The sequence below is a fragment of the Streptomyces sp. NPDC021093 genome (genome assembly GCF_044333135.1).
In the GTDB taxonomy this organism is placed as follows: Bacteria; Actinomycetota; Actinomycetes; order Streptomycetales; family Streptomycetaceae; genus Streptomyces.
This window is the reverse complement of sequence record NZ_JBIRQJ010000001.1, coordinates 714,545-739,010: the sequence shown is the minus strand read 5'-3', so window position 1 is coordinate 739,010 and position 24,466 is coordinate 714,545. Positions and strand designations below refer to the sequence as shown.

The following is a 24,466-nucleotide window of genomic DNA, read 5'->3' as shown; positions in this document are numbered from 1 at the left end:
CACGTCGGATCACGAGTGCGGTCCGCGCACGACGTAGCCGACCCCGTGCACCGTGTGGATGAGTCTGGGACCTCCGTTGTCGATCTTGCGCCGCAGATAGCTGATGTAGCTGTCCACGATGCTGGGATCGCCGCCGAAGTCGTAATGCCAGACGTGCTCAAGGATCTGCGACTTGGTCACCGTGCTCCCCGGGTTCGAGAGCAGGAAACGCAGGAGCCGAAACTCGGTGGGAGAGAGCCGGATCGGGACTCCCGCCCTGGTGACCTGGTGCCCCTCCGGGTCCAGTTCGAGATCGCCGACGTTAAGGATCGCGCGGGGACTTCCCTTGGTCCTCCGCAGGATGGCCTGAATGCGGGCGATCAGCTCCTCCAGGTCGAATGGCTTGGTGACGTAGTCGTCCCCGCCCAGGAGGAGTCCGTTGACCTTGTCGTGGGTGGCTTCGCGGGCGGTGAGGAAGATGACGGGAATGGGGCCGAGGCGGTGGGTGGCTGCCGGATTGGGCTGCTCCCGCAGGCGCCGGATGACTTCGAAGCCGTCCATGTCGGGCAGCATGACGTCGAGCAGCACCAGGTCAGGAGGGTTCTGGGCCGCTCTGTCCAGGGCTTGCCCGCCGTTGGCGGCGGTGTCCACGGTGAAACCGGCATAGCGCAGGGCGGTCGGCAGCAGCTCACGGACGGTCTGCTCGTCGTCCACGACGAGCAGACTCCCGCCGACCGCCGGAAAGGGAGTGGTCAACTTCGGCATCATCGGCATCCTCAGCAGCGGTGGTCGCCTTGCGGCGCGGTCATGAGTTCTCGGCTGCGGCAGCCACACTCTCCCAACCCCACAGCGCTTCCGGGGAGTTCCTTGAGGTTTCCTGGGAATCCACAGCCACCTTTATGACAATTCGCACCGGATGACGCCGTTCTCTTCCGTCACCTGCGACCGCGCATTCCCAGAGAACACACAGAACGCGACGGCCCGAGATGAGAAAGCGCTCCCCACCGGGACCAGACTCTTTCGCAGCAGCTTCCCCTCGCGGCCGACGCGTCCGACACGTCCAGCGCGTCCGGCGCATCCCGCATCCGGCGCACCGAGGTGTCGGACGTCTGTCGCCGGACCGCCCGCGTTCTCGCAGCTCTTGCCCTGACCTTCCTACTTCTCGGGTGCCGCCACCCCGTCACCGCGGCGCCCGACACAAGGAGCGCACTGTGCCCAAGCCCGAACAGAAGCTCTCGCGCCGCGCGTTCGGCGGCGCCGTCGGAGCAGGAGTGGCCGCTTCGGTGGTCGGCCTGCCGACCAGTACCTCGGCGGCCAGTACCTCGGCGGCCGCCGAGGAGCGGCCCTTCCGAGCCGCCGCGGACCGGAGGTCCAAGCGGCCCAACCTGCTGTTCGTCCTCGCCGACGATCTGGGCTGGGCCGACCTCTCCTGCTTCGGATCACCGCACATCAAGACCCCGAACCTCGACCGGCTCGCCGCGCAGGGCGTGCGGTTCACCGACGGCTACGCGGGGTCGTCGACCTGCTCGCCCACCCGGCTGAGTCTCTACACCGGCCGCTATCCGGGGCGTACGGAAGCGGGGTTGGAAGAGCCGATCATCGAGAAGTCCACCGTCGGTCTCGAACCCACCCACCCCACGCTCGCCTCTCTGCTGGGCCGCGCCGGGTACACGACGTCGATGATCGGCAAGTGGCACTGCGGCTTCCTGCCCGACCACTCCCCCACCAAGTCGGGCTGGGACGAGTTCTTCGGGAACTTCGGGGGCGCCCTGGAGTACTACTCGAAGCTCACCAGCGACAGGCGGTACGACCTGTACGAGGGCGAGACGCCCTACAAGGACCTGCGCCACTACACCGAGGTCCTCACCGAGCGGGCGAGCGAGTTCATCGAGGGCGACCACGACAGGCCCTGGCTGCTCAACCTCAACTACACGACCGCGCACTGGCCCTGGATCGCCGAGGGCGACACGGCGGAAGCCAAGCGCCTGGAGAAGCTCATCCTCGAACTGCCGCTGGAAGAGGCCCAGCTCGCCCTCGCGCACCTGGACGGCGGGTCCCTGGACAAGTACCGGCAGATGGTCGAGAGCCTGGACCGTTCCGTCGGCGAGGTCATGCGCGCCCTCAAGCGGTCCGGGCAGGAACGCGACACCCTCGTCGTGTTCTCCAGCGACAACGGTGGCGAGCGGTACTCCAACAGCTGGCCGCTGACCGGCAACAAGTACGCGCTGCTCGAAGGCGGCATCCGGGTGCCGACCATCCTGCGGTGGCCGGCCCGGGTCGACGGGCACCAGGTCAGTCGCGTACCCGTGTTCACGCCGGACTGGACCGCCACCTTCCTCGACGCCGCCGGGGCCCGCCCAGACCCGGCCGTCCCGCTCGACGGCGTCAGCCTCACCGGCTACCTGCTGCGCGGCGAGGAGGCGCCCGAGCGGGACCTCTTCTGGCGCACCGAGGAAGAGCGGGCGCTGCGCCGCGGCAAGTGGAAGTACCACCGCGCGACGCAATCCCGGTTCCCGAACCGGAACGGCAAGGACACGCTCTTCGACCTGGAGCAGGATCCTCGGGAGTGCGCCGACCGCTCGGCCCACGAACCGAAGCTCGTGGCCGAGCTCCGAGCGTCCTGGGAGAAGACCGATGCCGGCCTGCTGCCCTATCCGGCCCAGAGGTCACGGGACGCGTGACACGTGTGGCAGAGCCCGTATCCGTTGGGAGAAAGGAGGGAGAAAGGACTGGGACCGACCCGCACGCTCGCCGCCGTCCGCAGGTGACGCGGCGGTGACGGCAGAAGTGGACAGTCGCAGCCAGGGGCCCGGGAGCAGACACGCGGGAAGGACGGTCACGTGGGCGGCTTCTTCAGTTCCAGGACTGTACGTACGACCGGTTCCGGCAGGTCCGTTCCGGCGCCTGCCGCCCGGGTGGCCAGCCGGTTGCCTGCGGTCGTACCCGAGGTACTCGGATCTGCCGGTTCGCCGCTCGATCCGGACGTCGCGAGGGCGGTCGTGCCACGGCTGGGGCACGACTTCAGCCGGATACCGGTCCACACCTCGCCTCCGCTGCGGCGGACAGCCGTCGGTGTGCCCGAGGACCGGTACGAGCGGCAGGCCGACCGCCTCGCGGCCGAGGCGGTCGCGCCGAATCCCGAGCGAGCGCCGGTCGCGCCGAATCCCGAGCGGGCGCCGGTCGGGCCGCATCCGGAGCGGGCGCCGACGGAAGCGCCGCCGGGCAACCACTTGAGCCACGTACGGATCCACACAGGAGCGAAGGCAGCCCAGGCGGCGCGGGCAATGGGGGCGTTCGCGTTCACCGCGGCGCACCACATCGTGTTCGACGCCGGGCAGTACGCGCCGGGTACGCCCCGCGGCGACCGGCTGCTCGCCCACGAACTGGTCCATGCCGCACAGCAGCGGGCGCTGGGCGGCAACGTCCTGCTGCAGCGGGACAGGAATCCGCAGGCGACGGGCGCGGCCGTGACGACGCTTTCGTACAGCGTCCGCATCAGCTCCCGGCTCGACTCCGACGGACTGCTGATCGCCTTCATCAAGCAGTACCGGTCGATCGCCACCGATGAGGAGGCACGGCGGATCCGGGACGATGAGCACTGGGCGTGGACCGACGCCGCGCCGGCCGTCACCGACGCGCACGTGCGGCAGGGCTACATCCCGATCCGGGTCACCGACCGGTCGATCACGTCAGCCACGACGGCCCAACGCCGGCAGCGCCGTGAGTTCTTCAGCGGGCTGCCGTTGGCCGAGCAGGGGGTGTTCCATGCCGAGACCGACCGTCGGCTCTGGGAGCGGACGCAAGTCCGGGTCGGGCAGCGACTCGACGGTTCGCGCGACGACCGGGGTGCGGCGCGGTATTGGATGCTGCTGCGCGACGACCTGATCGGGCAGCGGCAGGCGATCGCCGAGCTGCCGCCGGAGACGCGTGCCGTGCTCGGCGAGGAGAGGGTACGGGCGGTACGGCCCGACGACTGCCGGACCGTACTGCGGATCGCCGGCAAGCTCGCCCGACTGTCCCCGGCGGAGCTGGCCGAGTACCGGAGCCGGGTCACCGCAGGCACGACCCGCTGGGACGAACTGGAGGCGTCGGTCGAGCGGTTCCTCACCGAGCGCCAGGAACGCCGGACCGCCACCCGGGAACGGGAACTGATCGTCTCCCGGCTCTCCGGCCTGGACGCGCTCTACCGGCGCTACCGCCTGTACACATCGATGGTGGCCAACAGCACGGCGATCGCCGGTACGGTCGGCGGCGGCGGGATGAGCCCGATGGGCATGGGTACGGCGCTGGGCAACCAGTTCACGACCAACCGGATGCGATCGGAGCTGGAGGCCGACCTGGCGCCCTTCGGCGGCATCGCCGACCTTGAGGCTCTGGTCCGCCAGTACGAGCAGGCGTACGAGCAGGAATCCCTGGCCGTCGCGCGGGTGATGCTGGACCGCTATGAGCACACGCTCTACGAGCAGGAGCAGCGCTACCGGAGCACCGCCACAGGCCCGGAACTGCACCGGGCGGTGGCCGCGACCGGAGCGCGACAGCACTACGCGGAAGCCGAGCGCGAGGCGCGCAGCAGCGCGGCGTACAGCAGCTCCGTCCACGAGAGCACCACCATGGCGGATCTCGCGCTTGAGCACGCGTCACGTTCGACGGCAGCACGCCGGCGGGGCGAAGGTGCGATGCGCGGCGTCGCGGGCGCCCACCCGCTGATCGCCGACGCCGACTTCGACCGGGAACGGCTGGCGCGGGCGGAACCGGGCGAGGCCGGGCCGATGGTGCGCCAGTACATCGCCGCGCGCCGCCGCGACATCGCCAGGACCCGACGTCATCTTGCCGACCGGCCCGTGCTGATCTACCAGCTCGACGCCCTGATGGCAGCGTCGTACCGGTCTCAGCACATCGGCCCGGACTCGGTCCACGACCTGATCATCCGCGACCGCGCCCGGAACGTGGCCATCGGCGAGGCCGTCCCCGGCATCGTGCTGGCGGTCGTCGCGATCGCCGCCGGGCTGCTGTCCGGCGGCACCGGCGCGGTCGCGGTCACGGCGACCGGTACCGCTCTGGGCATCGGCACGTACCAGGCCGTGGAGGAGTTCCGCCGGTACGAGATGCTCTCGGCGGCGCACGGGGCCCAACTGCTGTCCGACGACCCGAGTTTCGCATGGGTCGTCGTGGCGCTGGTCGGCGTCGGCCTGGACACGGCGGCGGTTGCGTCGCTGCTGCGCGGCGGCGGCGCGCTGCGCCCGGCCGTCGAAGCGTTCAACCGCACCGGCGATGTGGCGGCGTTCCGTCGGCAGTTGCTCGGCAACCCCGCGCTGGAGGAGAGCATCCGGGCAGCGGCCGTCCGGGCGGCGGAGACAGAGGCGGAGGTGCGTGCGGCCTGGCGGGGCGTCCTCCGGTCGACCAACGGCGTGCTGCACACGGACTTGCCGCTCCTCCCCGGCTCGGCGCAGTTCGGCAAGCTCGTGTACGCGGTGTATCTCAGCATCGTGAAGAAGGGCATCCGTGAGTTCGAGCTGTTCCTGCGCACCCGGCAGGCGGCCGAGCTGGGCCTCGACGTGGGGCGGTTCGCCGCGCCGGAGACGGCCCAGAACCTGGCGACGCTGAAGAACTCCTACCTGCGGGCCATCGCCGACATCGACGCCGTCCGGGCGCACGCCCGGACGCTCGGGCACGGCGAGCGGGAGGCCAACGCGTTCCTGCGCATGTGGGGCGAGCGTCCGGCACCGATGACCCTTGAGCAGGTGACCCTGGAGATGGACGCCTGGAGTGCGGCGCGGCAGCAGGGCTTCCCGTTCGGCTTCTCCTCCGCCGAGCAGTTCGCCGAGTTCAGCGAGACCGCCGGCCGGGCACTGCGGCGGGCGATGCGCCGCGTGGACCCCGGCGCCGAGGCGTACCTTCAGGGCAGCGCACTGTCCGGCATCTCCTACGAACGGCAGGTGCCGTTCGACGCCGCCAGCGACTTCGACGTCGCCATCGTCAGCCGCAGGCTGTTCCGGCAGGCGGAGAACGACCTCGGGCTCGAACCGTCCCTCAGCCCGCACCGGATCTCCCCGCTCGACGACACAGCGGTGGACAAGCTCGGGCTGGGTCAGCTGAGGCGGGAGATGTCGAGGGTGCTCACGGAAGGATCCGACCGGTCCGCACGGGAAATCAACTTCGTGCTCTTCCAGAACGAGCGCGCGATGCGCACACCCATCGGCTCCCACTCCAAGGAGACCACCCGCGAGGCCCTTCCCCTGAGGTGAGGCGAGTGCCGAAGCACCACCCGTAGCGCCTGTGCACGAAGTTCGCTGCCGGCCGGCCCCCTCACCGCGGCGGAGCCCCCGGCCTTCGGGTGTTCGCGTCGAAGGCCAGCTCGCCTTCGATGAACGTCAACTTGACCTGTGTGGTGTGGACTTGACCGATCGGCACGTCGAAGGGGTCCTGGTTGACGACGATGACGTCGGCGAGCATGCCCGGCTCGACGCGTCCGACCCGGTGCGCCATGCCCTCCTGGCGTGCGGAGTTGACCGTGAACAGGTCGAAGGCCTGTTCCAGCGTGATGGCTTGGGACTCGCCGAAACTGTCGGCGCTCCCCCCCGGCTCCTGGCGGGTGACGAGCGTTTCGATGGCGGCCCACGGGTTCACCGACGGCACGACGCACCAGTCCGACCCCGCCACGACCAGTGCGCGGGCTTCCAGCATCTCGCGGACCGGCCAGGCGCGTTCGACTGCTGCCTGGCCGACCGCGGCCGCGATGTCGGAGCAGATCGGGGAGGGCCGCCACAGGTAGGGAGAGACTTCGAACGTGGCGCCGATCTGCGCCGCCCGCACGATGTCGGCCTTCGACACGAACGTGCAGTGACCCACGTTGTGCATGTGCGGGCTGTGCCCGTTGGCCGTACGGGCGGCCTCGATGGCGTCCAGGGCCGCCCTGACCGCCCCGTCGCCGGCCGCGTGGAACTTGACCGTGATGCCCATCCGGTCGAAGCGGGTGACCAGTCGGTTGAGTACCGCCGGTGCGATCGCGAGTATCCCGTACCTGCTGAACTCGGGGTCCCGGCCCGCCACGGTGTCCTTGTAGGGTTCGAGCATCGCGGCCGTATGGCTGTCGGTCGGTACCCCGTCGAGGAAGATCTTCACGCAGTCGGGCGTGAGGTGACCGATCGCGTAGTGGTTCCGTCCGGCAATCACGTCCTCGCACGAGGGGTCGTGGGGGGACCACACGAGGCACAGGCGCACTCGCTGCCTGACGGCTCCGCGTGCGGCGAGCCGGGTGTAGGCACGCAGTTCGGCCCGCGCCCCGGCGGTGAACCCGACCGCGGCCTCGGTGAACGACGTGATCCCGTAGGAGAGCATTTCTCCGAGGGACCACTCCAGAGCCGCTTCGACCTCTTCGTCGGACGGCTTGGGCGCCGAGGCGGCGAGCAGTTCGGCGGCGGTCTCGCGCTGCAGGCCGATCGGGTTGCCCGCGGCGTCCCGCTCGAAGATGCCGCCCACCGGGTCGGGTGTGCCGGGGCCGATTCCGGCGGCCCTGAGTGCCGCGCTGTTCGCCCACGAGCTGTGTCCGCTGGTGTCCTCCAGGAGAACCGGGTTGTCGGGGGCGACAGCGTCGAGCATGGTCCGGTTCGGGACGGTGCCCAGCGCGAACGCGTCCCACTGCCCGCCGAGGACCCAGGCGCCGGGGGCGGCCCGGGACACGTGCTCGGCCACGATCCGCAGGGTGGCGGCCAGGCTCGAACCCTGCGGGACCTTGCAGCGGCGTTCACGGATCCCGGCGTAGATCGGGTGCACGTGCAGGTCGTGCAGGCCCGGAAGTACGGTGTCGCCGGCCAGCTCCCACACCCGCGTGTTCGGTCCGCGCCGCCGCAGCATGTCCGCGCTGGTGCCCACCGCGTCGATGACACCGTCGCGCACGGTGAGTCCCTGGGCCCAGCCCGACGGTGTCCTGACGTGCCCGCCCACCAGAATCGTGTCCGCGTACTGATCGGTCATGGTGCTCCACCTCCAGCTCGGCGACTCAGCGGCGGTTGATGAATCCGGCGTCGACGGGCAGCGTCACGCCGGTGATGTAGCGGGCTTCGTCCGAGGCCAGCCAGAGGACGGCGTTGGACACGTCGACCGGTTCGATCATGCGCACCGGAAGGGCGTTGGGCGCCTGCCCGGACAGATTCGGGTCCCGGGCGACGAATTCGACGATGGCGGGATCGGCGACCATGCGGGTGGCCACTCCGGTGGGGTGCACGGAGTTCACCCTGATGTTGTACGGGGCGAGGTTGTTGGCGTACGTACGCATCAGGCCGACCACGCCGTGTTTGGAGGCCGCGTAGCCGAGCCCGCCGTTGCTGGCCCCGCCGATGCCGACCAGCCCCGCGGTGGAGCTGACGATCACGATCGAGCCGCCCTGCCGTGCGGCGACCATCGACCGGATGGCCACCTCGATGGTGTGGAAGGTGCCGGTGAGGTTGACGTCGATGGCGTCGTGCCACGCCTGCACCTTGTCGTTCACCAGCAGCGGTGCGATCCCGGCGTTGGCGACCACGATGTCGATCTTCCCGAACTCGGCGAGCCCGGCGTCGTACGCCTTCTGGAGGGTGGCTCGATCCCGTACGTCCGCCTGTCGCGCCACGGCGCGGCGGCCCCGGTCCCGCACCTCCGCCACCGCGTCGCGCAGGTCCTCCGGGGTGGACTGCGCATAGGGCACGGTGTCGACCGACCGGCAGATGTCCACGATGACCAGGTCGGCGCCCTCCTCCGCCATCCGTTGGACGTGGCTGCGGCCGAGCCCTCCGGCCGCACCGGTCACGAAGGCCACCTTGCCGTCAAGACGCCCCTTCGGCTTCTGAGTCTTCCCATATTGCATTTCGAGGCTCCTCGCCAGGTCCCGGGCGCTGTCGTGCGGTGCGTTGCCGATCTGTCCGGTGTGGTGGGTGGGTGCTGCGGACACGGCTGCGGGGCGGCGTCACAGAGGGCCCCGGCTCGTCCTCGAAGACGATCCGGGGCCCTGTACGGTCGGCTGCCCACCCTGCGCGCATTGCATAGTTCTGGCGTACCGCAGGGATCAACGAACGTCACCACCCGGCGCCGATCCGAAGTGGTCAGCGGTCCGGTCGTCCGGCCAAGGGCTGCCACCCGGCGCGATCCGGCCACGGGTGCCGAGGACTGTTCACCGGCGACCAGTAGAGTGACGGTGTGTCAAAGCCTGGCCCAAAGGCCCGGCTTGAGTGAAGTGTTCCGAGAAAACAGGGTGCCCAGGTTGAAGAAGTTCAAGGCCGCCGTCGTCGCCATCGTCACCATGGCCGGACTGGCCGTGGCCGCCACACCGGCGCAGGCGGCCGATACCTGCTCCGCAGGGGGCGGCGGCAAGTACATATGTGATTACGGCGTGACGAAGCACTCGCTTCCGAACGGCGAGAAGGAACAGTTCCTGGTCGGCCTCGACTATGCGGTGTGGACGCGCTGGACCGTCAACCAGAAGTGGACCTCATGGGTGTCCATGGGCATGCCCGCTCCTGTCGGTACTGCCCGCGCCGCGAGCTCCATCGAGGTGACGTCCGGCGACAATCAGGGCAACTTCCAAACGTGGATCACCCTCCTCAACAGCAACGGCGCCACCGTGGGCAAGATGCGCCCCGCCCTCGGAGCGAACTGGTACACATGGGACTTCCCCAACTGCTGCTGACCCGCGGACCGGGCGACTCTGATGCATGAGCCGTCCGCATACGACTGAGCGCGCTGCCCGACCGGTGTGGCCGGGCAGCGCGCTCAGCTGCCTCCGGGCGTCGATCACACACCCTGGAATTCGTGCCAGCGCTCCTGGGTGAACGCGTACTCGGCCGTGCGCAGGTCGGAACCGGGCGGGAAGTATTCGGCGGGCGACTGGAACTCACGGACGTAACTCAGCCCGAGAGCGGTCAGCGTGGCCCGCGAGGCGGAGTTGGCCGCCGCCGCCATGGCGGAGATCCGGGTCAGCCCGAGGTCCTCGAACCCGTGCCGGAGGAGCTCACGAGACCCCTCGCTGCCGAGCCCCTGCCGCCAGTAGCGCCGCAGAACCTTGCAGCCGAGTTCGCCCTGCCCTTCCGCCGGTTCCTCGTCGGCGGTGCCCGGCGGCCGCAGGATCCAGTAGCCGGCGAAGTCTCCCTCGACGAACCCGGCCCAGTACCCCAGCCCCTCGACCCGCTCTGCATCCGCGAGATTCCCGCGCAGCGCTGCCTCCACCTGCTCACGGCTGCGCGCACCGCCCAGGTGACGCATCACCTCGGGGTCGGCATCGAGCTCAAGCTGGTGTTCCAGATGCTCGTCGGACAGCGGGACCAGCCGGACCCGTTCGGTACTCAAGATCGCTTGGGACATGGCACGGAGCATCTCAAACAGACAAGGTTCAAACAAACATTCCAGGCGTACGCGGAGACGGGCTATGCCCGTGCGTGACGGGGCGGGAGGCCCATGGGGTTGGGGAACGGGATGGTGCCGGACGTGAGGACCCGGTCGGCCAGGAGACCGAGGAGGCCGAGGAGTTGGGCGGCCTCGGTCGGTGTGAGGGTGCGGTAGGGCTGGACGGCGAGGGCGTCGGTGCGAGCCTCGATGTGGGAGCGCAGGGCCCGTCCCCGGTCGGTGGGCCGTCCGCCGCTGTCCAGCAGTCCCCGTACGGTGAGGCGGTCCGCGGCCGCCTGCCAGTCCTGCGCGGACCAGCCGCGGTTGTCCCGCAGGATCCCCGCGGGTACGTCCGCGCAGGCGGCGAAGAGCACATGGGCCTCGCACCCGTTCAGGCCCTCGGCTGTGAGCACGGCGACGTGGCCGTCGCCGCGGTGTTCGCGCAGCGTCGTGGCGGCCTGCCAGAGGGCGCCGACCCGGTCCTCCGGCGTGGGCAGGCCGCGGTTGGCGGCGAACAGCGGGCGCCCGGCCCCGTCCGCGTCGGCAACCACCCGTTCCAGCAGCGGCACGATCTCCGCCGCCGCGTCCGCCGCGTCCATCACATCCGCCGCATCCACCTCATCCGCCGCATCCACCTCATCCGCCGCTGACAGTGCTGTGGTGGTGCGGCGCAGTGCTCCGGCAGCCGCCTCGGTGCGGGCGCGAAGCACGGTCCCGGGCGTGGCGAATCCCCACGCGTCCGGGATGGCACGTCGCACCATGGCGGGGTGGAAGTTGAAGAAGACCGCCTCCACCACACCCGCCGGAACCGCTCCCAGCGGTGCGGCCCGGGCCGCGAAGTAGCCCATCCAGAAGCCGCGCAGGCCGACCGCGCCGTTGGCTTCGCGGCTCTCGGGCGCGAAGTACGTGACCGCGTGCAGTGGTTCGAGTACCTGCCACACCGTACGGGCGAACGCTGCTTCCATGCACCCCAGTCTCACAGACGTCCCCGCACGCGGGCAGGGTCAGGCAGCAAGGGAGTGCTGCGGCGCGTGGGGCTGGGGCAGTTGGCACCACTGCGGGACCGTGGCGCTGGGGTGCCCGAGCAGCGAAGCCAACGCCTCGGTCATCGCGAAAACGAAGATGAAGAGGTTGACCACACCGATTCCCGCGAAGATCCGGACCCAGGGTTGAATCGGACCGGGCAGCTGGTCGCACCCGCGGAGGACGAGCACCGTCCGGTTCCGGACCTCGGCGCTGAAGACCATTGCCGTGAGAGGCAGTACACAGCCGAAGGCGAACGTCACGAAGCTGACCATGGGCCGCTGGTACCACTCGTCCGCGAACATGGTGATCCCGGGGAAGGTGTTGGCGAAGCAGAACCCCCCGAACCTGATGAGCAATTGAACTCCGACGACATCGACGAGCAACATCGGAATCTGAGTCACAGCGATGATCCGGAGTGTGCTCCAGCGCGGGCGGCGCCGGTGCAGGAATCGCATGATGGCGATCGCCACGAAGTACCACAAGCTCGCGGCGGCGAAACCGAAGACTGCCAGATTGAACGATTCCACGCCCGGCGGTTGCCCCTGCAGTCCCGGTAGGTATGGCCCCCACGAAATGACGTTGAAGTCATACCGGTTGGATGCGGAAACGTAGTGGAACGTGTTGATGTAGGGGCTGGCCCAGCCGGAGAGACAGAACCCGATGAGAAGGGCGGCGCTGATACTGACAGCGCCCAGCCGGCGGGAGGTTCGCCAGCACATGATTCCGGCCCCGACCACGATCAGGAAGAGAATCGCCTGGCAGATGTGGGTGAGGATCTTCAGATGGTCGGGAATGGTGTAGCCGGTGGCCGGATGGGCGTGCGCGTTGCCGTCCAGCGCCCAACGGACGAATACCGGGACCAGAAACACCATGAGCGACAGACCGGCGGCGGCCCAGTACACCGATGGGCACCACCACCTGCTGCTCGGTGTGCGCTCGGCCGGGCCGGGGACGGGCGACCGGTTGGCCATCACTGGTCCCTTCGGAGTGGGTGAGGGATTCAGGTGAGGGATTCAACCGTCGAGGCCGCGCGGGGGGCGCCGGAGGATCCGGGCGGTCAGGGCGGGGAGGGCGGCCGGGCCGGTGACCATGTTGGCCATCGCCATGTGGGCCCGGTAGAGGGCGGGGTCGTGGGGGATGTGGTCGCGCCAGCGGTCCATGTACCAGCAGGAGAACCGGTCGAGCAGCCGTGCGGTGGCCGCGCCGTTCTGCTTGGCGTGGTCGATCCACGCCTGGTCGGAGCTGGTGGCCACGAGCCAGGGCCAGGCGAGCTGGCGGCGCAGGCGGCGCTGGAATTCGCGGGTCCTGTACGTGATCGGGCCGTGCGCGAGGGTGTCGCGGAGCAGACGGGCGTGGAGTGCGGCGGTGGTCATTCCCTGGGCGTAGATCGGGTTGAGTGTGCACACCGCGTCGCCGACCACGATCAGCCCGGCGGGCCACCACGTTGCCGCGTCGTACTGGATCAGCCGGGTCATGGTGTGGCCGAACCGGATCGGACGGGACAGTGGCCGTAGTGGGGTGAGCACGTCCGCGTACAGCTCGTGCAGTTGGGAGGCGTGCTGGTCGAACTCGGCGTCGTCGGCGAATCGTTGCTGCCCCGGGCGCTCCTGCAGGCTCACGATCACGCGGTTGTTCTCGATGGGCAGGATGAACCCGCCACGTTCCTGGCCGGGATTGAACAGGGGGCCGAGGAGCGGTTTGAACCGTTCGGCCCAGGCCCGGTCCGCGTCGCCCGCGTCGTAGAGGCGGCTGATGCAGGTGAAGCCGACGTCGACGGTGGTGTCCGGCACTCGTGGTGCGCCGTGGGCGCACAGCCAGTCCCGGAGGTGGCTGGTGCGTCCGGAAGCGTCGACCACCAGATCGGCGGGGAGCCGTTCCCCGGAACGCAGTTGGACACCGCTCACCCGGCGCAGATGTCCTTCCGTGACGAGCCCCGTGACCGTCCGGTCCTCCAGCACCGTCACGTTGTCCGCCTGCGTGGTCAGGTCCCTCAGGACGGTTTCCAGGAGCGGCCGGCTCGCGGGCTGTACGAGGATTCCCGATTCCGTGACGGGGGCCAGACCGGTGGCGAACTGCATGCGTACGTCGCGGCACACGTCGAGGGTCTTGATGCCCGCACGCGTGAGGTGCTGGGTGAAACCGGGGCACAGGTCGTCGATCACCAGCCTGCCGCCGGCGGTCAGCAGGTGCCCGTGGCGTCCGTGCGGGACGCCGGGCCGGGGCTCCGCCGCGGCGGGCAGCCGATCGCGTTCGACGATCGTCACCCGGGCATAGGACTCGCGCAGGACCCGTGCGGCGAGCAACCCGGCGATTCCCGCGCCCATCACGATCGCGTGGCCCGATGAGGTGGTCGGCATCAGCGGCTTCTCACTCACGGCAGCGGGTACGGATAGGGGAAAGGAAAGGTGTCCGGCGGCATGGGGACGGTCAGCGAATTACTGATCACGCCGCCGAGGATCCAGGACAGGAAAGCGACATTGGCCAATGCGACACCGGACAGTACTTTCGCCGGTGTACGCAGCCTGGCCGGTACTCCGTTCAGGCCGCGCCAGATCGAGGCGTCGTCGTGACCTGCCCGGAGATGGTAGTGGTACGGCACGACCAAGGTCGTCGTCAGCAGCACGGCGCCCACAAGGTCGTGTACGAGCGACAGTTGGAACCACTGCCCCGCGAACAGTGTCAGCCCTGGCGTTCCGCGAACACTGGTGACCATTCCGGTGAATGACATGAACCAGGTGACCAGCAGCACCGCCGGAATTCCGGCCAGGTACACGGCACTCAGAAGTCTCGCGCCGGACAGCGCGGGGCGGCGACGCAGGATCGGCCTGATCAGCCAACTGGCCAGGACGGGCCACATGATGGCGAACAGCATGCCCGGCAGTGCGGAGACCATGGTCTCCCTCATCCCCGATGAGGGGACCGGGCTGTGCCATCCCGGAATGTGATCGGACCAGGAGCTGTAGTTGACGAAGGCCGTGGAGTAGCCGAAGGCCTCATGGTGAACGGCGACCATGGGCGCGGCCCAGATGTTGACCGTCAGACCCACCAGCAGTGCGCCGCGGAAGGTGATCGCACGGTGGCGTCGGCAGTCCCGCACGACCCACCCGATCACCAGGACCGCTCCGGCCGTCAGGAAGACGGTGGTGATCCAGAGGACGGTTTCGTAGGGCCGCCCCGGCAGTGGTGTCCCCTCGTTTCCCAGTGCTCCGAGGCTCACACGGGCGTTGCCCGACAGGATCCAACCGCCCATCACCCAGAGGAACATTCCGGCGCAGAGGACTCCCGCACAGCTCCACACCGCGATCGGCGTTCGCCACCAGGGGTTCGGTGCGCTCATGGCGCTGCCCCGAGGAGAGGCCTCGTCCATCAGCGACCACCGCTCTCGGCCGGTCGTACGCCCGCCTGGCCTGCCTCGCCCGTCTCGCCCATCTCGCCCGTCTCGCCCATCTGCTCCAGGAGCCAGTCGGTGAGGGCCGCCGCGGTGGGTTTGGTCCAGATGACGCCGGGCTTGATGGGGACGCTGAGGCCGTTCTGGAGGCGTTGCTGGAGTTGGACGGCACCGAGGGAGTCCAGGCCCAGGAGGACCAGGCTGGTGTGGGGGCCGATGTGGCGGGTGGTGTCGCCGAGGAGTTCGCGGACCTGGCCGGTGATGAAGTCCTCCAGGATCCGGCGGCGGTCCGTCTCGCTGTCGGCGGTGCGGAGTTCGTCGCGTACCGGGGAGCCGGTGGCAGCGGCTGCCGCCGGGGTGTCGGTGAGCAGGTGGGTCAGGAGGGTGGAGTGGCGGAGGGCCGGGTAGGGGGCGGTCCACTGGGCGGGGTCGATGGAGTTGTAGGCGATCTGACGGTGGCCTTCGGTCAGGATGCGTTCGAAGGCGTTCATCCCGTCGGTGGGGTTGATGAGCACGAAGCCTTGTTGGGCGAGGTGCTGGCCGCGGCCGACGTGGCTGAAGGCGCCCCAGTGGATGCCGGTGGCCGGAAGGCCCAGACTGTGCCGGTGGGCGGTGAGGGCGTCGAGGTAGGCGTTGGCTGCGGCGTAGGCGCCCTGGCCCGGGGAGCCGATCAGTGAGGCGAGGGAGGAGTAGACGACGAAGAAGTCCAGGTCCGTGTCGAGGGTGGCCTCGTGCAGGGCCCAGGCGCCTTCGGCCTTGCCGCGCCAGACCCTCTCCAGCAGCTCCTGACCGAGGTGGGCGAGGGTGGCGTCCTCGACGACGCCGGCTGCGTGCACGATGCCGAGCAGCGGGGTGTCGCCGCCGGTGGCCGTCTTGAGTGCCTGCCGGACGGTGCCGGGGTCGGCGATGTCGCCGCGCACCACCTCGATGGCCGCACCGGTCGTGGTGCGCAGGTCCTCCAGTGCCCGTGCGGCGGTCTCGGTGGGGGCGCTGCGGCCGCAGACCGTGATGCGGCGGGCGCCGCGTTCGGCGAGCCGGCGTGCGGTCAGCAGTCCGAGGCCTCCGAGGCCGCCGGTGATCAGATAGCTCCCGGCCCTGACAGGCTCGGGCAGGCCGTCCGCGGTGGGGCCGGGGCCTGGCCGTACGCGGGCCAGGTGGCGGGTCCCGTGCCGCCAGGCGATCTCGGTGATCGGCAGGTCGTCGGCCATCAGGTCGGCGAGGACTGCCTCCAGTGGGGTGTCACCGGCCAACTCCAGGCTGCTGGGCCTCAGTTCGGGGTGCTCGAAGGCGGCAGTCCGCAGAAGTCCGCGTACCCCGGCGGCGGCCATCGGGGGGTCGCCGCGCCACATCACCCACAGCCGGGGCGGCGTCTCCCGCCCGGCCAGATGGCCCAGGACGGTCAGCGTGCGCTGAACGGTGGTACGGGCGGCCGTGGGACCGCTGTCGCTGCCGAGGACGAGCAGGACGTGGGTGCACGGTGGTCCGGCCCCGGTCCCGGCCCCGGTCCCGGTCCCGAGGGCCCGGGCCAGCTGCTGGTCCGTCGATGAGCGGTCGCAGGGATGGGTGAGTCGGCGGCTGCCTGCCGTCTTCCTGCCGAGCAGGTGGCCGAGCCGCCTGTCCCACACGGTGTTCTCGGGGGCGATGATCAGCCATTGCTGGTCGCTTCCCTGTGGCTCCGGGACGGCGGGCGCGGGCAGCCAGGCCAGATGCGACAGCCGGGCGGTGTAGCGCTGCTCGGGCGGGGTGATGTTGGCCAGGCGCAGGCCGCGGAGTTCGGCGACGACGGTGCCGTAGGCGGTGGTCAGCTGTCCGGAGGCGGTGCAGGCCAGGTCGTCGGCGTCGTGGAGTTCCACGCAGGCGAGGCGGGCATGGTGGGTGGGACCGTACAGGCGGATCTCGTCGACGCCGGCGACCACGACCGGTCCGGGGCTGGTGGGGCAGGAGTCGAGCCAGGCGGCCACGGCCGTCTGGACGAACTCGTCCGCCAGGGCGGGGTGCAGTGCCATTGTCCAGGCCGAGACTCGGGCGCTGTCGGCGATCCGCACCCGGGCGGCGGCGCGGCCGTGGCCGGGGTGGAGCTGGATGCGGTCGATGGCGGTGAAGGCGGGGCCGTGGAAGACGTGGTGCCGGTCGCGGAAGTGCCGGTGCAGGTCAGCAGGGTCGGAGTCGGTCCAATCGGCGGCGGGCAGCCCTGCCGCGTCCGGTTCGGGGCGCGACTCCCCGTCGGTCAGGGGCCGTACGGTGGCCCGGGCGTGGCGGAGCGGGCCGTCCTGGGTACGGGTGAGGACCTCCGCGATCGAGTGATCCCCTGTGCGTTCGAGGCGGGTGGTGACCTCGGGTTCCGGGTCCAGGACCAGCGGCGCTTCGATGCGCAGGTCGCTCAGCGCGATGCGGTCGGTGCCGAAGACCTCGGCCGCGGCGGCCAGCAGCATCTCGGCGAGTCCGGTGCCGGGCAGGACGGGGGTGCCGGCCACCTGGTGGTCGCCGAGCCAGGGCAGGCGCCGGGGGCCGACGGGGGTCTGCCAGCAGTGCCGGCCGGGGCGGTCGGGATCGGTCACGTGGCCGCCGAGCAGCGGGTGTTGCGACGCGGCCGGCAGATGTGGGGCGACGAGGGTGTACGGGGTCCGGTCGCCGCCGTGCCGGGTGCGGTTCCAGGCCGTGCCGGGGACCTCGGCCAGCTCGCCGTCCCCGTAGCGGGAGGCGAAGTCGATCCCGTCGTACCCGGCGCTGTGCGCGGTGGCCAGGTGGGTGAGGAACGCTTCCTGATCGTCCACGTCCCGGCGCAGACTGCCCACGGCCAGCACGTCCGGGACACCGGTCGCGGCGGCGATGTCGAGGATGGGGCGGGCGGCGAGCGGGTGTGCGGTGCACTCGATGAACAGCCGGTGCCCGTCCTCCAGCGCGGCGGTCACGGCGCGCTGGAAGTGCACGGTGTCACGCTGGTTGTGCACCCAGTACGCGGCGTCCAGCGGACCGGGGTCGCGGGGATCGTCGCTGACGGTGGAGAAGAACACGGTGCGCTGCGGTCGGCCGGGCGACAAGTCGCCGAGCGCGGCGGACAGTTCGTCGATGATCGGGTCGACCTGTGCGGAGTGCGAGGCCACGTCCACGTCGACCGTCCGGGCCACCGTGCCGGCCGCGTTCCAGGTGTCGACCAGGGCGCGGACCTGTGCCGCGTCGCCGGAGACGACGGTGGTGCGGGGTGCGGTCAGCACACCGAGGGAGACCCCGTCGGCGCCCGCCGCGTCGAGGGCGGCCCGGGTCTCGTCGGCACTGAGCATCACCGAGGCCATCGCCCCGTGGGCGATCCTCGCGAGCAGCGCCGCACGGCGGCAGATCACCTTCGCCCCGTCCGCCGGACTCAGCGCCCGGGCGACGACGGCCGCGGCGACCTCACCGAGCGACTGGCCGATCACCGCGGCCGGCTCGACGCCCCAGGAGCGCCACAGCGCGGCCAGTGCCACCTGCACCCCGAACAGGGTGGGCTGGATCCGGTCGACCCCGACCAGCCCCGCGGGCTCCAGGATCATCCTGCGCAGGGAGAACCCCGACTCCCCCCGGATCAACGGCTCCAGTTCGTCGACGGCCGCGGCGAACACCGGCTCGTCGGCCAGCAGCCCCTGACACATGCCCGCGTACTGCGAGCCCTGTCCGGTGAAGACGAAGACCGGCCCTGCGTGTTCCGGCGGCAGCACCGGCACCCCGGCGGTCACCCCGTCGGGCTCCTCACCGGCCCCGAACTCCCGGGCTCTTTCGATCAGTTGACGGGGTCCACCGGCGACGATCCCCGCACGGTGGTCGGCATGGTGACGGCGCAGGGCGAGGGTGTGCGCCACGTCGGGAAGGACCTTCTCCGCCTTCTCCTGCCCTTCCACCCAGTCGGCCAGCCGCCCGGCGGCCTGCCCCAGCGACTGCGGCGAGTTCCCCGACAGCAGGAACAACCGCGTCTGCCCGGGACCGGCCGCCGGGCGCGCGTTCCCGGCGCGCCGCCTGCGCACGGCGGGCGCCCTTTCGAGCGCCACGTGGGCGTTGGTCCCGCTCACCCCGTACGAACACACCGTGGCCAGGCGGCTGGTGCCCGGCACCGGCCACCGGGTCGGCCCGGTAGGCACGAACAGCCGGGATTCCCCGGCCCGGTCGATGCCCGGATTCCACTCCTCGAAGTTCTGGTTGGGCGGAATCACACCGCGCCGCAGGCACTCCACCGCCTTGATGAACCCGGCGATGCCGGAGACCGGCTCCGCGTGCCCGATGTTCGTCTTGACGGAACCCAGCGCGCACCGGCCCCTTCCCTGCCCGTACACGGCGTTGATCGAGGTGTACTCGATCGGGTCGCCCACCATCGTGCCCGGTCCGTGCGCCTCGACCAGCCCCACCTCGCCCGGGTCGATCCCGGCCCTGTCCACCACCTCCCGGAACAGGCGCTGCTGAATCTCCGTGGACGGCGCCGTCAGCCGGGTGGACTGTCCGTCGTTGTTGACCGCGCTGCCCCGGATCACCGCCAGCACCCGGTCCCCGTCCCGCCGCGCGTCCACCAGCCGCTTCAGCAGTACGGCACCGGCCCCCTCGCCCCGCACATAGCCGTCGGCGCGCGTGTCGAAGGCGTAGCAGGCCCCTTGCTCCGACAACAGCAGCGGGGCCTCGAAGTACTGGGTCTGCGGCGCGAGCATCAGCAACACCCCACCCGCCAGCGCCATATCGCACTCGCCCAGCGTCAGCGCCCCGCACGCCGCATCCAGGGCCACCAGGCTGGACGAGCAGTGCGTGCTGACCACCATCACCGGGCCGCGCAGGTCCATCGCGAACGCCACCCGCCCCGCCGTGCTGGCCGTGTAATTCCCGAAGAGGTACGGGCTGTTGGGGGCGTCCTCGACCGGGCGGGCCTCGCGGAAGAGGTTGTCCGGCGCGTACGTACCCACATACACGCCCGTACGTGAACCCCGCATCCGGTCCATCGGGATGCCCGCGTGCTCCGCCGCCTCCCAGGCGACCTCCAGCATCACCCTCGACTGCGGATCCACCCACTCCCGCTCGGCCGGCGCCACCGAGAACGCCTCCGGCTCCCACGCCCACACATCCCCTTCGAGGAAGCACCCGACCGCGGCCCGGGCCTCCAGTTCGGGATCGTGCAGGGCCGCGAGCCGCGCCGCGTCCCAGCGGTCGGCCGGCACCGGCCCGGCCGTCTGCAGCCCCTCGGCCGCCAGCCGCCACAGCCCGCCCGGCGAATCCACCCCACCGGGGAACCGGCAGCCGATCCCCACCACCGCGATCGGCATCTGCTGCGAACAGGACATAACCCCACCCACCCTTCTTGCTGCTCGGCGACGGCTGTGCTGTCGGACCGGGCGAACTCCGTCGCCATGGGAAGGTCCGTCCTTCTGGGACAGCCGACAGCGCCGCACTGCGCCGCAGCATCGAGAGGAGAAGGAGAGAGGGGGGAGGAGAGAGGGGGAGGAGAGAGGGGCGAGGAAGACGCTGGCTGCTCGCCGACGCCGCACGGCACGGCACGGCGCGGCCGGCAGACCACCACACGGGCCGCGGCACGGAACCGGACCTGCACCGCGGCACACCGGGACGGCAACCGCCCGAAGAGCCACACACCCCAGCTGCTCGCCGGCACCACCGCACGAACTGCCAGGTGTCTGAGATCAGTTGATGCGTAAACAGCAGAACCGTCAATTCCCCTTGAGGGGGCGCATCAACGCACACCACATCGCGGCATAACGCCTGCGCATATCCACGCGCCCTACCGCACCCGGCTCACGCCCCCGGCACGGAGCACCCGGCGCGTTCCCGCAGCCGGGGCCGGACAGCGCTGCTGCCCCGGTCCTGGTCCGGGCCGGGGCAGCAGCTGTGGACGGGCGCGTGGTGCGGTCGTCTTCCTACGGGGTGCAGCTGGTGGGGTTCTCGGCCCCGGGGCAGGTGTTGGTGCCGTTGCCGCCGTCGGCGGTGTCGGTGCCCGCGTCTCCGTTGAGGGTGTCGTCGCCGTTGTTGCCGTTCAGGATGTCGTCGCCGTCGCCCCCGTTGAGGGTGTCGTTGCCGTTGCCGCCGTTGAGGGTGTCGTTTCCGGCGCCGCCGTAGACGGTGTCGTTGGCGTTGTCGGCGTTGACGGTGTCGTTTCCGCCCAGCGCGCAGATGATGTCGGCACCGTTGGTGCCGTTGATCGTGTCGTTGCCGCTGGTGCCGGTGATGGTGCAGCCGTTGGCGTTGTTCACGGTGGTGGACTCGGCAGCGCTGTTGTTGCCCGGCACGGGATCGGTCTCCGTGGCGGTGGTGGTGGCGGTCGCGGTGACCGTGCCGGTCACCGAGGGGGCCACGCTGACGGTCACGGTGGCCGAGGCCGCGTTGGCCAGGGAGCCGAAGGCGCAGTTGACCGTGGAGCCGCTGGGCGAGCAGGTGCCCTGGCTGGGTGTGATGGTGCCGATCGCGGCGGCGGACCCGGTGTAGACGACGGCGGTGGTCACGCCGGTCGCGGTGCTGGGGCCGTTGTTGGTGACGGTCACCGTGTCGGTGAACGAGTCGCCCAGCGCGACCGGATCGGGGGTGTCGGCGATGGTGGTCGCCAAGTCGGCCCCTGAGGGGCCCTCGATCGTGGTGCTGATGCTGTCGGTGCCCCACTGCCCGAACCCGGGGACGGTGGCGGTCGAGGTGATGTTGACGGTGCCCGCCGCGGTGGGCAGCACGGTCAGAGTGATCACCCCGTGGTCAGCAGTGAGGTTGTCGGGGAAGATGGTGCACGCGGCATGCGTCCCGGTCAGGGTGCAGGTGTCGGTGACGTCGCTGGCTATCGACCAGCCGGTGAAGGTCGCCGCAGCCCCGCTCAGGTCGGCGGTGATGTTGAACTGGCTGGCGAACGAGTCGCCGATGAAGGGAAGGTTGATGGTGTACGTGTAGCTGGTGTTGACCGCGACGGGGTCGGCCGACTCGGACAGTTGCAGGTCGGCGTCGGCGTGGGCCGGTGCGGCCAGCGCGAACAGACCTGACGTGGCGAGGACGACTCCGCCGAGCAGGGCGGTCAGCCGGGTCCGCCAGGAGCGGTGGCGGGCTGGGGACGTGGAAGACACGGAGGAACTCCGATCTACCGGCCGCCGTCACGCACGAGTCCTGGGTCCGGGGGCTTCGCAACAGGGCGGACCGGCGGTGGAACTGTCAAGAAGGGTCTGGCGAATGCCCCGGAGAGCCGGAGCATCGGCAGACCGTGCGCGCTCCTCGCGGAGCCGCCCGGGGTGGTGCATATGCCGGTACTACTTTCCCGCGGCGCAACCGTGGAGACCAGGGACAAAAACCGCAGTTAGCCCACGAAGTACCTGTGATTCGGGAATGGCTGGATAGAGCCGCATAAATATGTCCACTCCCGACCGTCCGGCGACCCTTCGCGGACAATTCCGACCGCTAGCCCGTGAACCAGCACAACGGTTCGAGCCGGTGGGCCAGGAGGGCCTACGCGAGTGTCGGTGCGTGGGTCCGGGTGGCGGCGATGAGCCCGGCCAGCGAGGTGCGGGTCTCCGACAGCGCCGAGATCCGGTCGTCCAGACCCTGGAGGTGTTCCTGGAGGGTCCCCAGCCGGCATTCGGCGACCGTACCGTCCTGGCGAACGCACGGCAGGAGATCACGGATGACCCGGGTCGGAAGCCCGGCGTCCAGCAGTGCGCGGATGCGACGGACCACGGCGGGAGCACCGTCGTCGTACCGGCGGTGGCCGCTGTCGAGACGGTAGGACGTCAGGAGGCCCTGCTCCTCGTAGTAGCGCAGGAGCCGGACGGATGTGTCCGTCGCCGCGGCGAGTTCGCCGATCTTCATGTGACGCCCCTCACAAACCCTTGAATCTCACATTGATGTGAGATCTTAGCGTGAGGGCCATGACGAACACGGTTCACCCCATTTCCCTCTACGGTTTCCTCCGCCCCCGGCCGGAGCGCGCGGACGAGGTCCGGCGCATCCTCTCCTCTTTCGTGGAACCCACCCGGCAGGAGCCCGGCAACCTGCAGTACCACCTCCACGAGCACGAGGACGGCCGCTTCTTCCTGTACGAGGTCTGGCGCTCGCAGGAAGACCTGGACCGGCACAACGCGACGCCCCCGCTGCGCGCCTTCCTGGAGAACCTGTCGACCTTCCTGGAGGGAGCCCCGGACGGCTACTTCGACACCATGCTCAGCCCGTATCCCGAGGCCGAACCGGTTCCCGCCTGAGCGCGGCGAAGTCCCGGCTCATCCCGCGCGCAGTCGGCGTTCCAGGAAGATGTCGGTGAAGACGGAGACCTTGGCACGCAGCGCCCAGGGGTCGAAGGGCTTGCCGATGTAGTCGACGGCGCCGGCCGCGTAACCGCGGGCGGAGTGCTCGGAGTCGGTGCCCATGGCCGTGAGGAAGATGATGGGGATGTCCCGGTTGCGGGTGCGCCGCTTGATGTGGGCCGCTGTCTCGTAGCCGTCCATCTCCGGCATCTGGACATCCAGAATGATCACCGCGAAGTCGTCGTGGTCGAGCAGGGCCTTCAGGGCGTCACGTCCGTTGCTCACGGCCACGAGCTGCTGGTCGAGCGAGGACAGTACGGCGGTCATCGCGAGCAGGTTGTCCGCCTGGTCGTCCACGATGAGCACCTTGGGCATGCACTGCGGCACGCGCACAGGCGCAGGCACGGGGGCCGGAGCGGGGACGGGAGCGGGAACAGCGACGGGAACGGGGACAGGAACAGGGGCTTCCGGCGGGGCCAGTTCGACCGCCTCGACCACCTCGACCGCTTCGATCGCCTCCAGCTGCCGCTCCAGAAGTTCGCAGCGCTCCTCCGCGAAATCCCGTCGCTTCCGTACCTCCTCCAACTCTCCGGTCAGCCGGCTGACTTCCTGGCGGAGCACCCCTCGTTCGAGCAGAAGGTCGGCGACGTCGGGCGTCTGCTCCTGTGTTTCGGCTTCCAGGGCCTCGGCCAGAGAGTCTGCCCTGGCCCGCTCCGCGCTCCATTCCGCCTCCAACTGGCTGAGCCGGACCTCCAGATCGGCGATGCGGTGCCGACGGTCGAGGAGCGCTTCGCCCAGTACGTCGCCGTGGGCGGTGGAGCGGCGGGCGGTGCGGTCGGCATCCGCGAGCTGGGCCTCCAGCAGCTCAACGGCGTGCCGGGGCGACGCGCTGGTCTCCACGGCCGCGCTGTGCAGACGGCGCACCAGCTCGATCGCCTCCGGGGTGGGAGGGATGCCGCAGTGTTCGGCGAGGTCGGTGAAGAGATCCATGATTACCTCCCACGGAGGAACGCGGGTGCCGCTGAGATAGCGCGACAGCGTTCCCGCGTCCCGGTAGCGGCGGCTGGCGTACCGGCGCACGGACACGTCGAGTCCGCAGAACAGCTCGCGCAGTGCCTGTGCCAGGGCGCTGGACTCCGGGCCCAGGCTGTCGGCCAGTGGCCGGAGATCACCCATTGCCGTCACCGGCCGCAGCTGCCGGACCCTGACTGTTGGGTGGTACGGCGTTGCCGGGAGCGCTGCCCGCATTGCTGCCCGCATTGCTCTCGGACGTGCTCCCGGACGTGCTGCCGGGAGCGCTGTCGGCGGCGATGAGCCGGTCGAAGAACGTGACCGCCAGTCCCGCAGCTCCCGCACCGATCAGAACGCTCTCCGCGAGGGACCTGCCCGCGAGGAGGGACAGTGCCCCGGCTCCTGCTCCTGCCAGTACCGCCAGGAGCAGCACGAGCGCGGCCCGCATCGACAACAGTGAACTCTTCACCAGATTCCT

General features: G+C 70.2%; 17 protein-coding genes. 4 read left to right on the top strand and 13 right to left on the bottom strand.

Annotated elements, in window-relative coordinates; all coding sequences use genetic code 11:
• Window positions 1-9: 9 nt before the first annotated feature.
• Window positions 10-744, bottom strand: a complete 735-nt coding sequence (locus ACH4SP_RS03450) for a response regulator transcription factor (RefSeq protein WP_398409517.1) — start codon at window positions 742-744, stop codon at window positions 10-12.
• 446 nt (window positions 745-1,190) lie between these two features.
• Here ACH4SP_RS03450 and ACH4SP_RS03445 point away from each other — a divergent pair, with 446 nt between their 5' ends.
• Both ACH4SP_RS03445 and ACH4SP_RS03440 read left to right on the top strand, forming a co-directional pair.
• Complete coding sequence (locus ACH4SP_RS03445; RefSeq protein WP_398408726.1) at window positions 1,191-2,660, top strand: sulfatase; 1,470 nt, start codon at window positions 1,191-1,193, stop codon at window positions 2,658-2,660.
• Window positions 2,661-2,906: 246 nt separating this feature from the next.
• Window positions 2,907-6,224 carry a DUF4157 domain-containing protein gene (locus ACH4SP_RS03440; protein WP_398408724.1) on the top strand — a complete coding sequence of 1,106 codons (3,318 nt, stop codon included), beginning with the start codon at window positions 2,907-2,909 and terminating at the stop codon, window positions 6,222-6,224.
• A 61-nt stretch (window positions 6,225-6,285) separates the two neighbouring features.
• Here the strand turns inward: ACH4SP_RS03440 and ACH4SP_RS03435 are convergent, their stop codons facing one another.
• Both ACH4SP_RS03435 and ACH4SP_RS03430 read right to left on the bottom strand, forming a co-directional pair.
• Window positions 6,286-7,953 carry an amidohydrolase gene (locus ACH4SP_RS03435; protein ID WP_398408722.1) on the bottom strand — a complete coding sequence of 556 codons (1,668 nt, stop codon included), beginning with the start codon at window positions 7,951-7,953 and terminating at the stop codon, window positions 6,286-6,288.
• A gap of 25 nt (window positions 7,954-7,978) precedes the next feature.
• Window positions 7,979-8,821, bottom strand: a complete 843-nt coding sequence (locus tag ACH4SP_RS03430; RefSeq protein WP_398408720.1) for a mycofactocin-coupled SDR family oxidoreductase — start codon at window positions 8,819-8,821, stop codon at window positions 7,979-7,981.
• Window positions 8,822-9,214: 393 nt separating this feature from the next.
• Here ACH4SP_RS03430 and ACH4SP_RS03425 point away from each other — a divergent pair, with 393 nt between their 5' ends.
• Complete coding sequence (locus ACH4SP_RS03425) at window positions 9,215-9,640, top strand: hypothetical protein (RefSeq protein ID WP_398408718.1); 426 nt, start codon at window positions 9,215-9,217, stop codon at window positions 9,638-9,640.
• A 104-nt stretch (window positions 9,641-9,744) separates the two neighbouring features.
• Here the strand turns inward: ACH4SP_RS03425 and ACH4SP_RS03420 are convergent, their stop codons facing one another.
• From ACH4SP_RS03420 to ACH4SP_RS03385, 8 genes are all read right to left on the bottom strand, one after another.
• Window positions 9,745-10,311: a GNAT family N-acetyltransferase gene (locus ACH4SP_RS03420; RefSeq protein WP_398408717.1), complete on the bottom strand. Its 567-nt coding sequence runs from the start codon at window positions 10,309-10,311 to the stop codon at window positions 9,745-9,747.
• Window positions 10,312-10,373: 62 nt separating this feature from the next.
• A complete protein-coding gene (locus ACH4SP_RS03415; RefSeq protein ID WP_398408715.1) occupies window positions 10,374-11,297 on the bottom strand; it encodes a hypothetical protein in 924 nt (307 codons plus the stop codon).
• A 39-nt stretch (window positions 11,298-11,336) separates the two neighbouring features.
• A complete protein-coding gene (locus ACH4SP_RS03410; protein ID WP_398408713.1) occupies window positions 11,337-12,329 on the bottom strand; it encodes a spirocyclase AveC family protein in 993 nt (330 codons plus the stop codon).
• A 42-nt stretch (window positions 12,330-12,371) separates the two neighbouring features.
• A complete protein-coding gene (locus ACH4SP_RS03405; RefSeq protein WP_398408711.1) occupies window positions 12,372-13,715 on the bottom strand; it encodes an NAD(P)/FAD-dependent oxidoreductase in 1,344 nt (447 codons plus the stop codon).
• Window positions 13,716-13,729: 14 nt separating this feature from the next.
• Window positions 13,730-14,695 (bottom strand): spirocyclase AveC family protein, encoded by a 966-nt coding sequence (locus tag ACH4SP_RS03400; RefSeq protein WP_398408709.1) that lies wholly within the window; start codon window positions 14,693-14,695, stop codon window positions 13,730-13,732.
• Window positions 14,696-14,724: 29 nt separating this feature from the next.
• Complete coding sequence (locus tag ACH4SP_RS03395) at window positions 14,725-20,040, bottom strand: type I polyketide synthase (protein WP_398408707.1); 5,316 nt, start codon at window positions 20,038-20,040, stop codon at window positions 14,725-14,727.
• Window positions 20,041-20,628: 588 nt separating this feature from the next.
• The gene (locus ACH4SP_RS03390) at window positions 20,629-21,810 is read right to left on the bottom strand and encodes a calcium-binding protein (protein WP_398408705.1); all 1,182 of its coding nucleotides are present in this window, start codon (window positions 21,808-21,810) and stop codon (window positions 20,629-20,631) included.
• Between the two features lie 376 nt (window positions 21,811-22,186).
• Window positions 22,187-22,546, bottom strand: coding sequence for a MerR family transcriptional regulator (locus tag ACH4SP_RS03385; protein ID WP_398408703.1), 360 nt, complete (start codon window positions 22,544-22,546; stop codon window positions 22,187-22,189).
• A gap of 59 nt (window positions 22,547-22,605) precedes the next feature.
• Between ACH4SP_RS03385 and ACH4SP_RS03380 the strand changes: the two genes are divergently transcribed.
• Entirely contained in the window at window positions 22,606-22,935 is a 330-nt protein-coding gene (locus ACH4SP_RS03380) for a putative quinol monooxygenase (protein ID WP_398408701.1), read from the top strand.
• An 18-nt stretch (window positions 22,936-22,953) separates the two neighbouring features.
• Here ACH4SP_RS03380 and ACH4SP_RS03375 read toward each other — a convergent pair whose 3' ends face one another.
• Window positions 22,954-24,153: a response regulator gene (locus ACH4SP_RS03375; protein ID WP_398408699.1), complete on the bottom strand. Its 1,200-nt coding sequence runs from the start codon at window positions 24,151-24,153 to the stop codon at window positions 22,954-22,956.
• Entirely contained in the window at window positions 24,146-24,457 is a 312-nt protein-coding gene (locus ACH4SP_RS03370) for a hypothetical protein (RefSeq protein WP_398408697.1), read from the bottom strand. Before ACH4SP_RS03370 ends, ACH4SP_RS03375 begins: the two co-directional genes overlap by 8 nt.
• Window positions 24,458-24,466 lie beyond the last annotated feature (9 nt).

Excerpts from the sequence above, each read along its gene's own strand:
- ACH4SP_RS03430 (WP_398408720.1), bottom strand. The coding sequence starts at position 8,821 with ATGCAATATGGGAAGACTCAGAAGCCGAAGGGGCGTCTTGACGGCAAG.
- ACH4SP_RS03395 (WP_398408707.1), bottom strand. The coding sequence starts at position 20,040 with ATGTCCTGTTCGCAGCAGATGCCGATCGCGGTGGTGGGGATCGGCTGC.
- ACH4SP_RS03375 (WP_398408699.1), bottom strand. The coding sequence starts at position 24,153 with ATGGGTGATCTCCGGCCACTGGCCGACAGCCTGGGCCCGGAGTCCAGC.
- ACH4SP_RS03385 (WP_398408703.1), bottom strand. The coding sequence starts at position 22,546 with ATGAAGATCGGCGAACTCGCCGCGGCGACGGACACATCCGTCCGGCTC.
- ACH4SP_RS03400 (WP_398408709.1), bottom strand. The coding sequence starts at position 14,695 with ATGAGCGCACCGAACCCCTGGTGGCGAACGCCGATCGCGGTGTGGAGC.
- ACH4SP_RS03435 (WP_398408722.1), bottom strand. The coding sequence starts at position 7,953 with ATGACCGATCAGTACGCGGACACGATTCTGGTGGGCGGGCACGTCAGG.
- ACH4SP_RS03415 (WP_398408715.1), bottom strand. The coding sequence starts at position 11,297 with ATGGAAGCAGCGTTCGCCCGTACGGTGTGGCAGGTACTCGAACCACTG.
- ACH4SP_RS03410 (WP_398408713.1), bottom strand. The coding sequence starts at position 12,329 with ATGGCCAACCGGTCGCCCGTCCCCGGCCCGGCCGAGCGCACACCGAGC.
- ACH4SP_RS03450 (WP_398409517.1), bottom strand. The coding sequence starts at position 744 with ATGCCGAAGTTGACCACTCCCTTTCCGGCGGTCGGCGGGAGTCTGCTC.
- ACH4SP_RS03405 (WP_398408711.1), bottom strand. The coding sequence starts at position 13,715 with ATGCCGACCACCTCATCGGGCCACGCGATCGTGATGGGCGCGGGAATC.
- ACH4SP_RS03420 (WP_398408717.1), bottom strand. The coding sequence starts at position 10,311 with ATGTCCCAAGCGATCTTGAGTACCGAACGGGTCCGGCTGGTCCCGCTG.
- ACH4SP_RS03380 (WP_398408701.1), top strand. The coding sequence starts at position 22,606 with ATGACGAACACGGTTCACCCCATTTCCCTCTACGGTTTCCTCCGCCCC.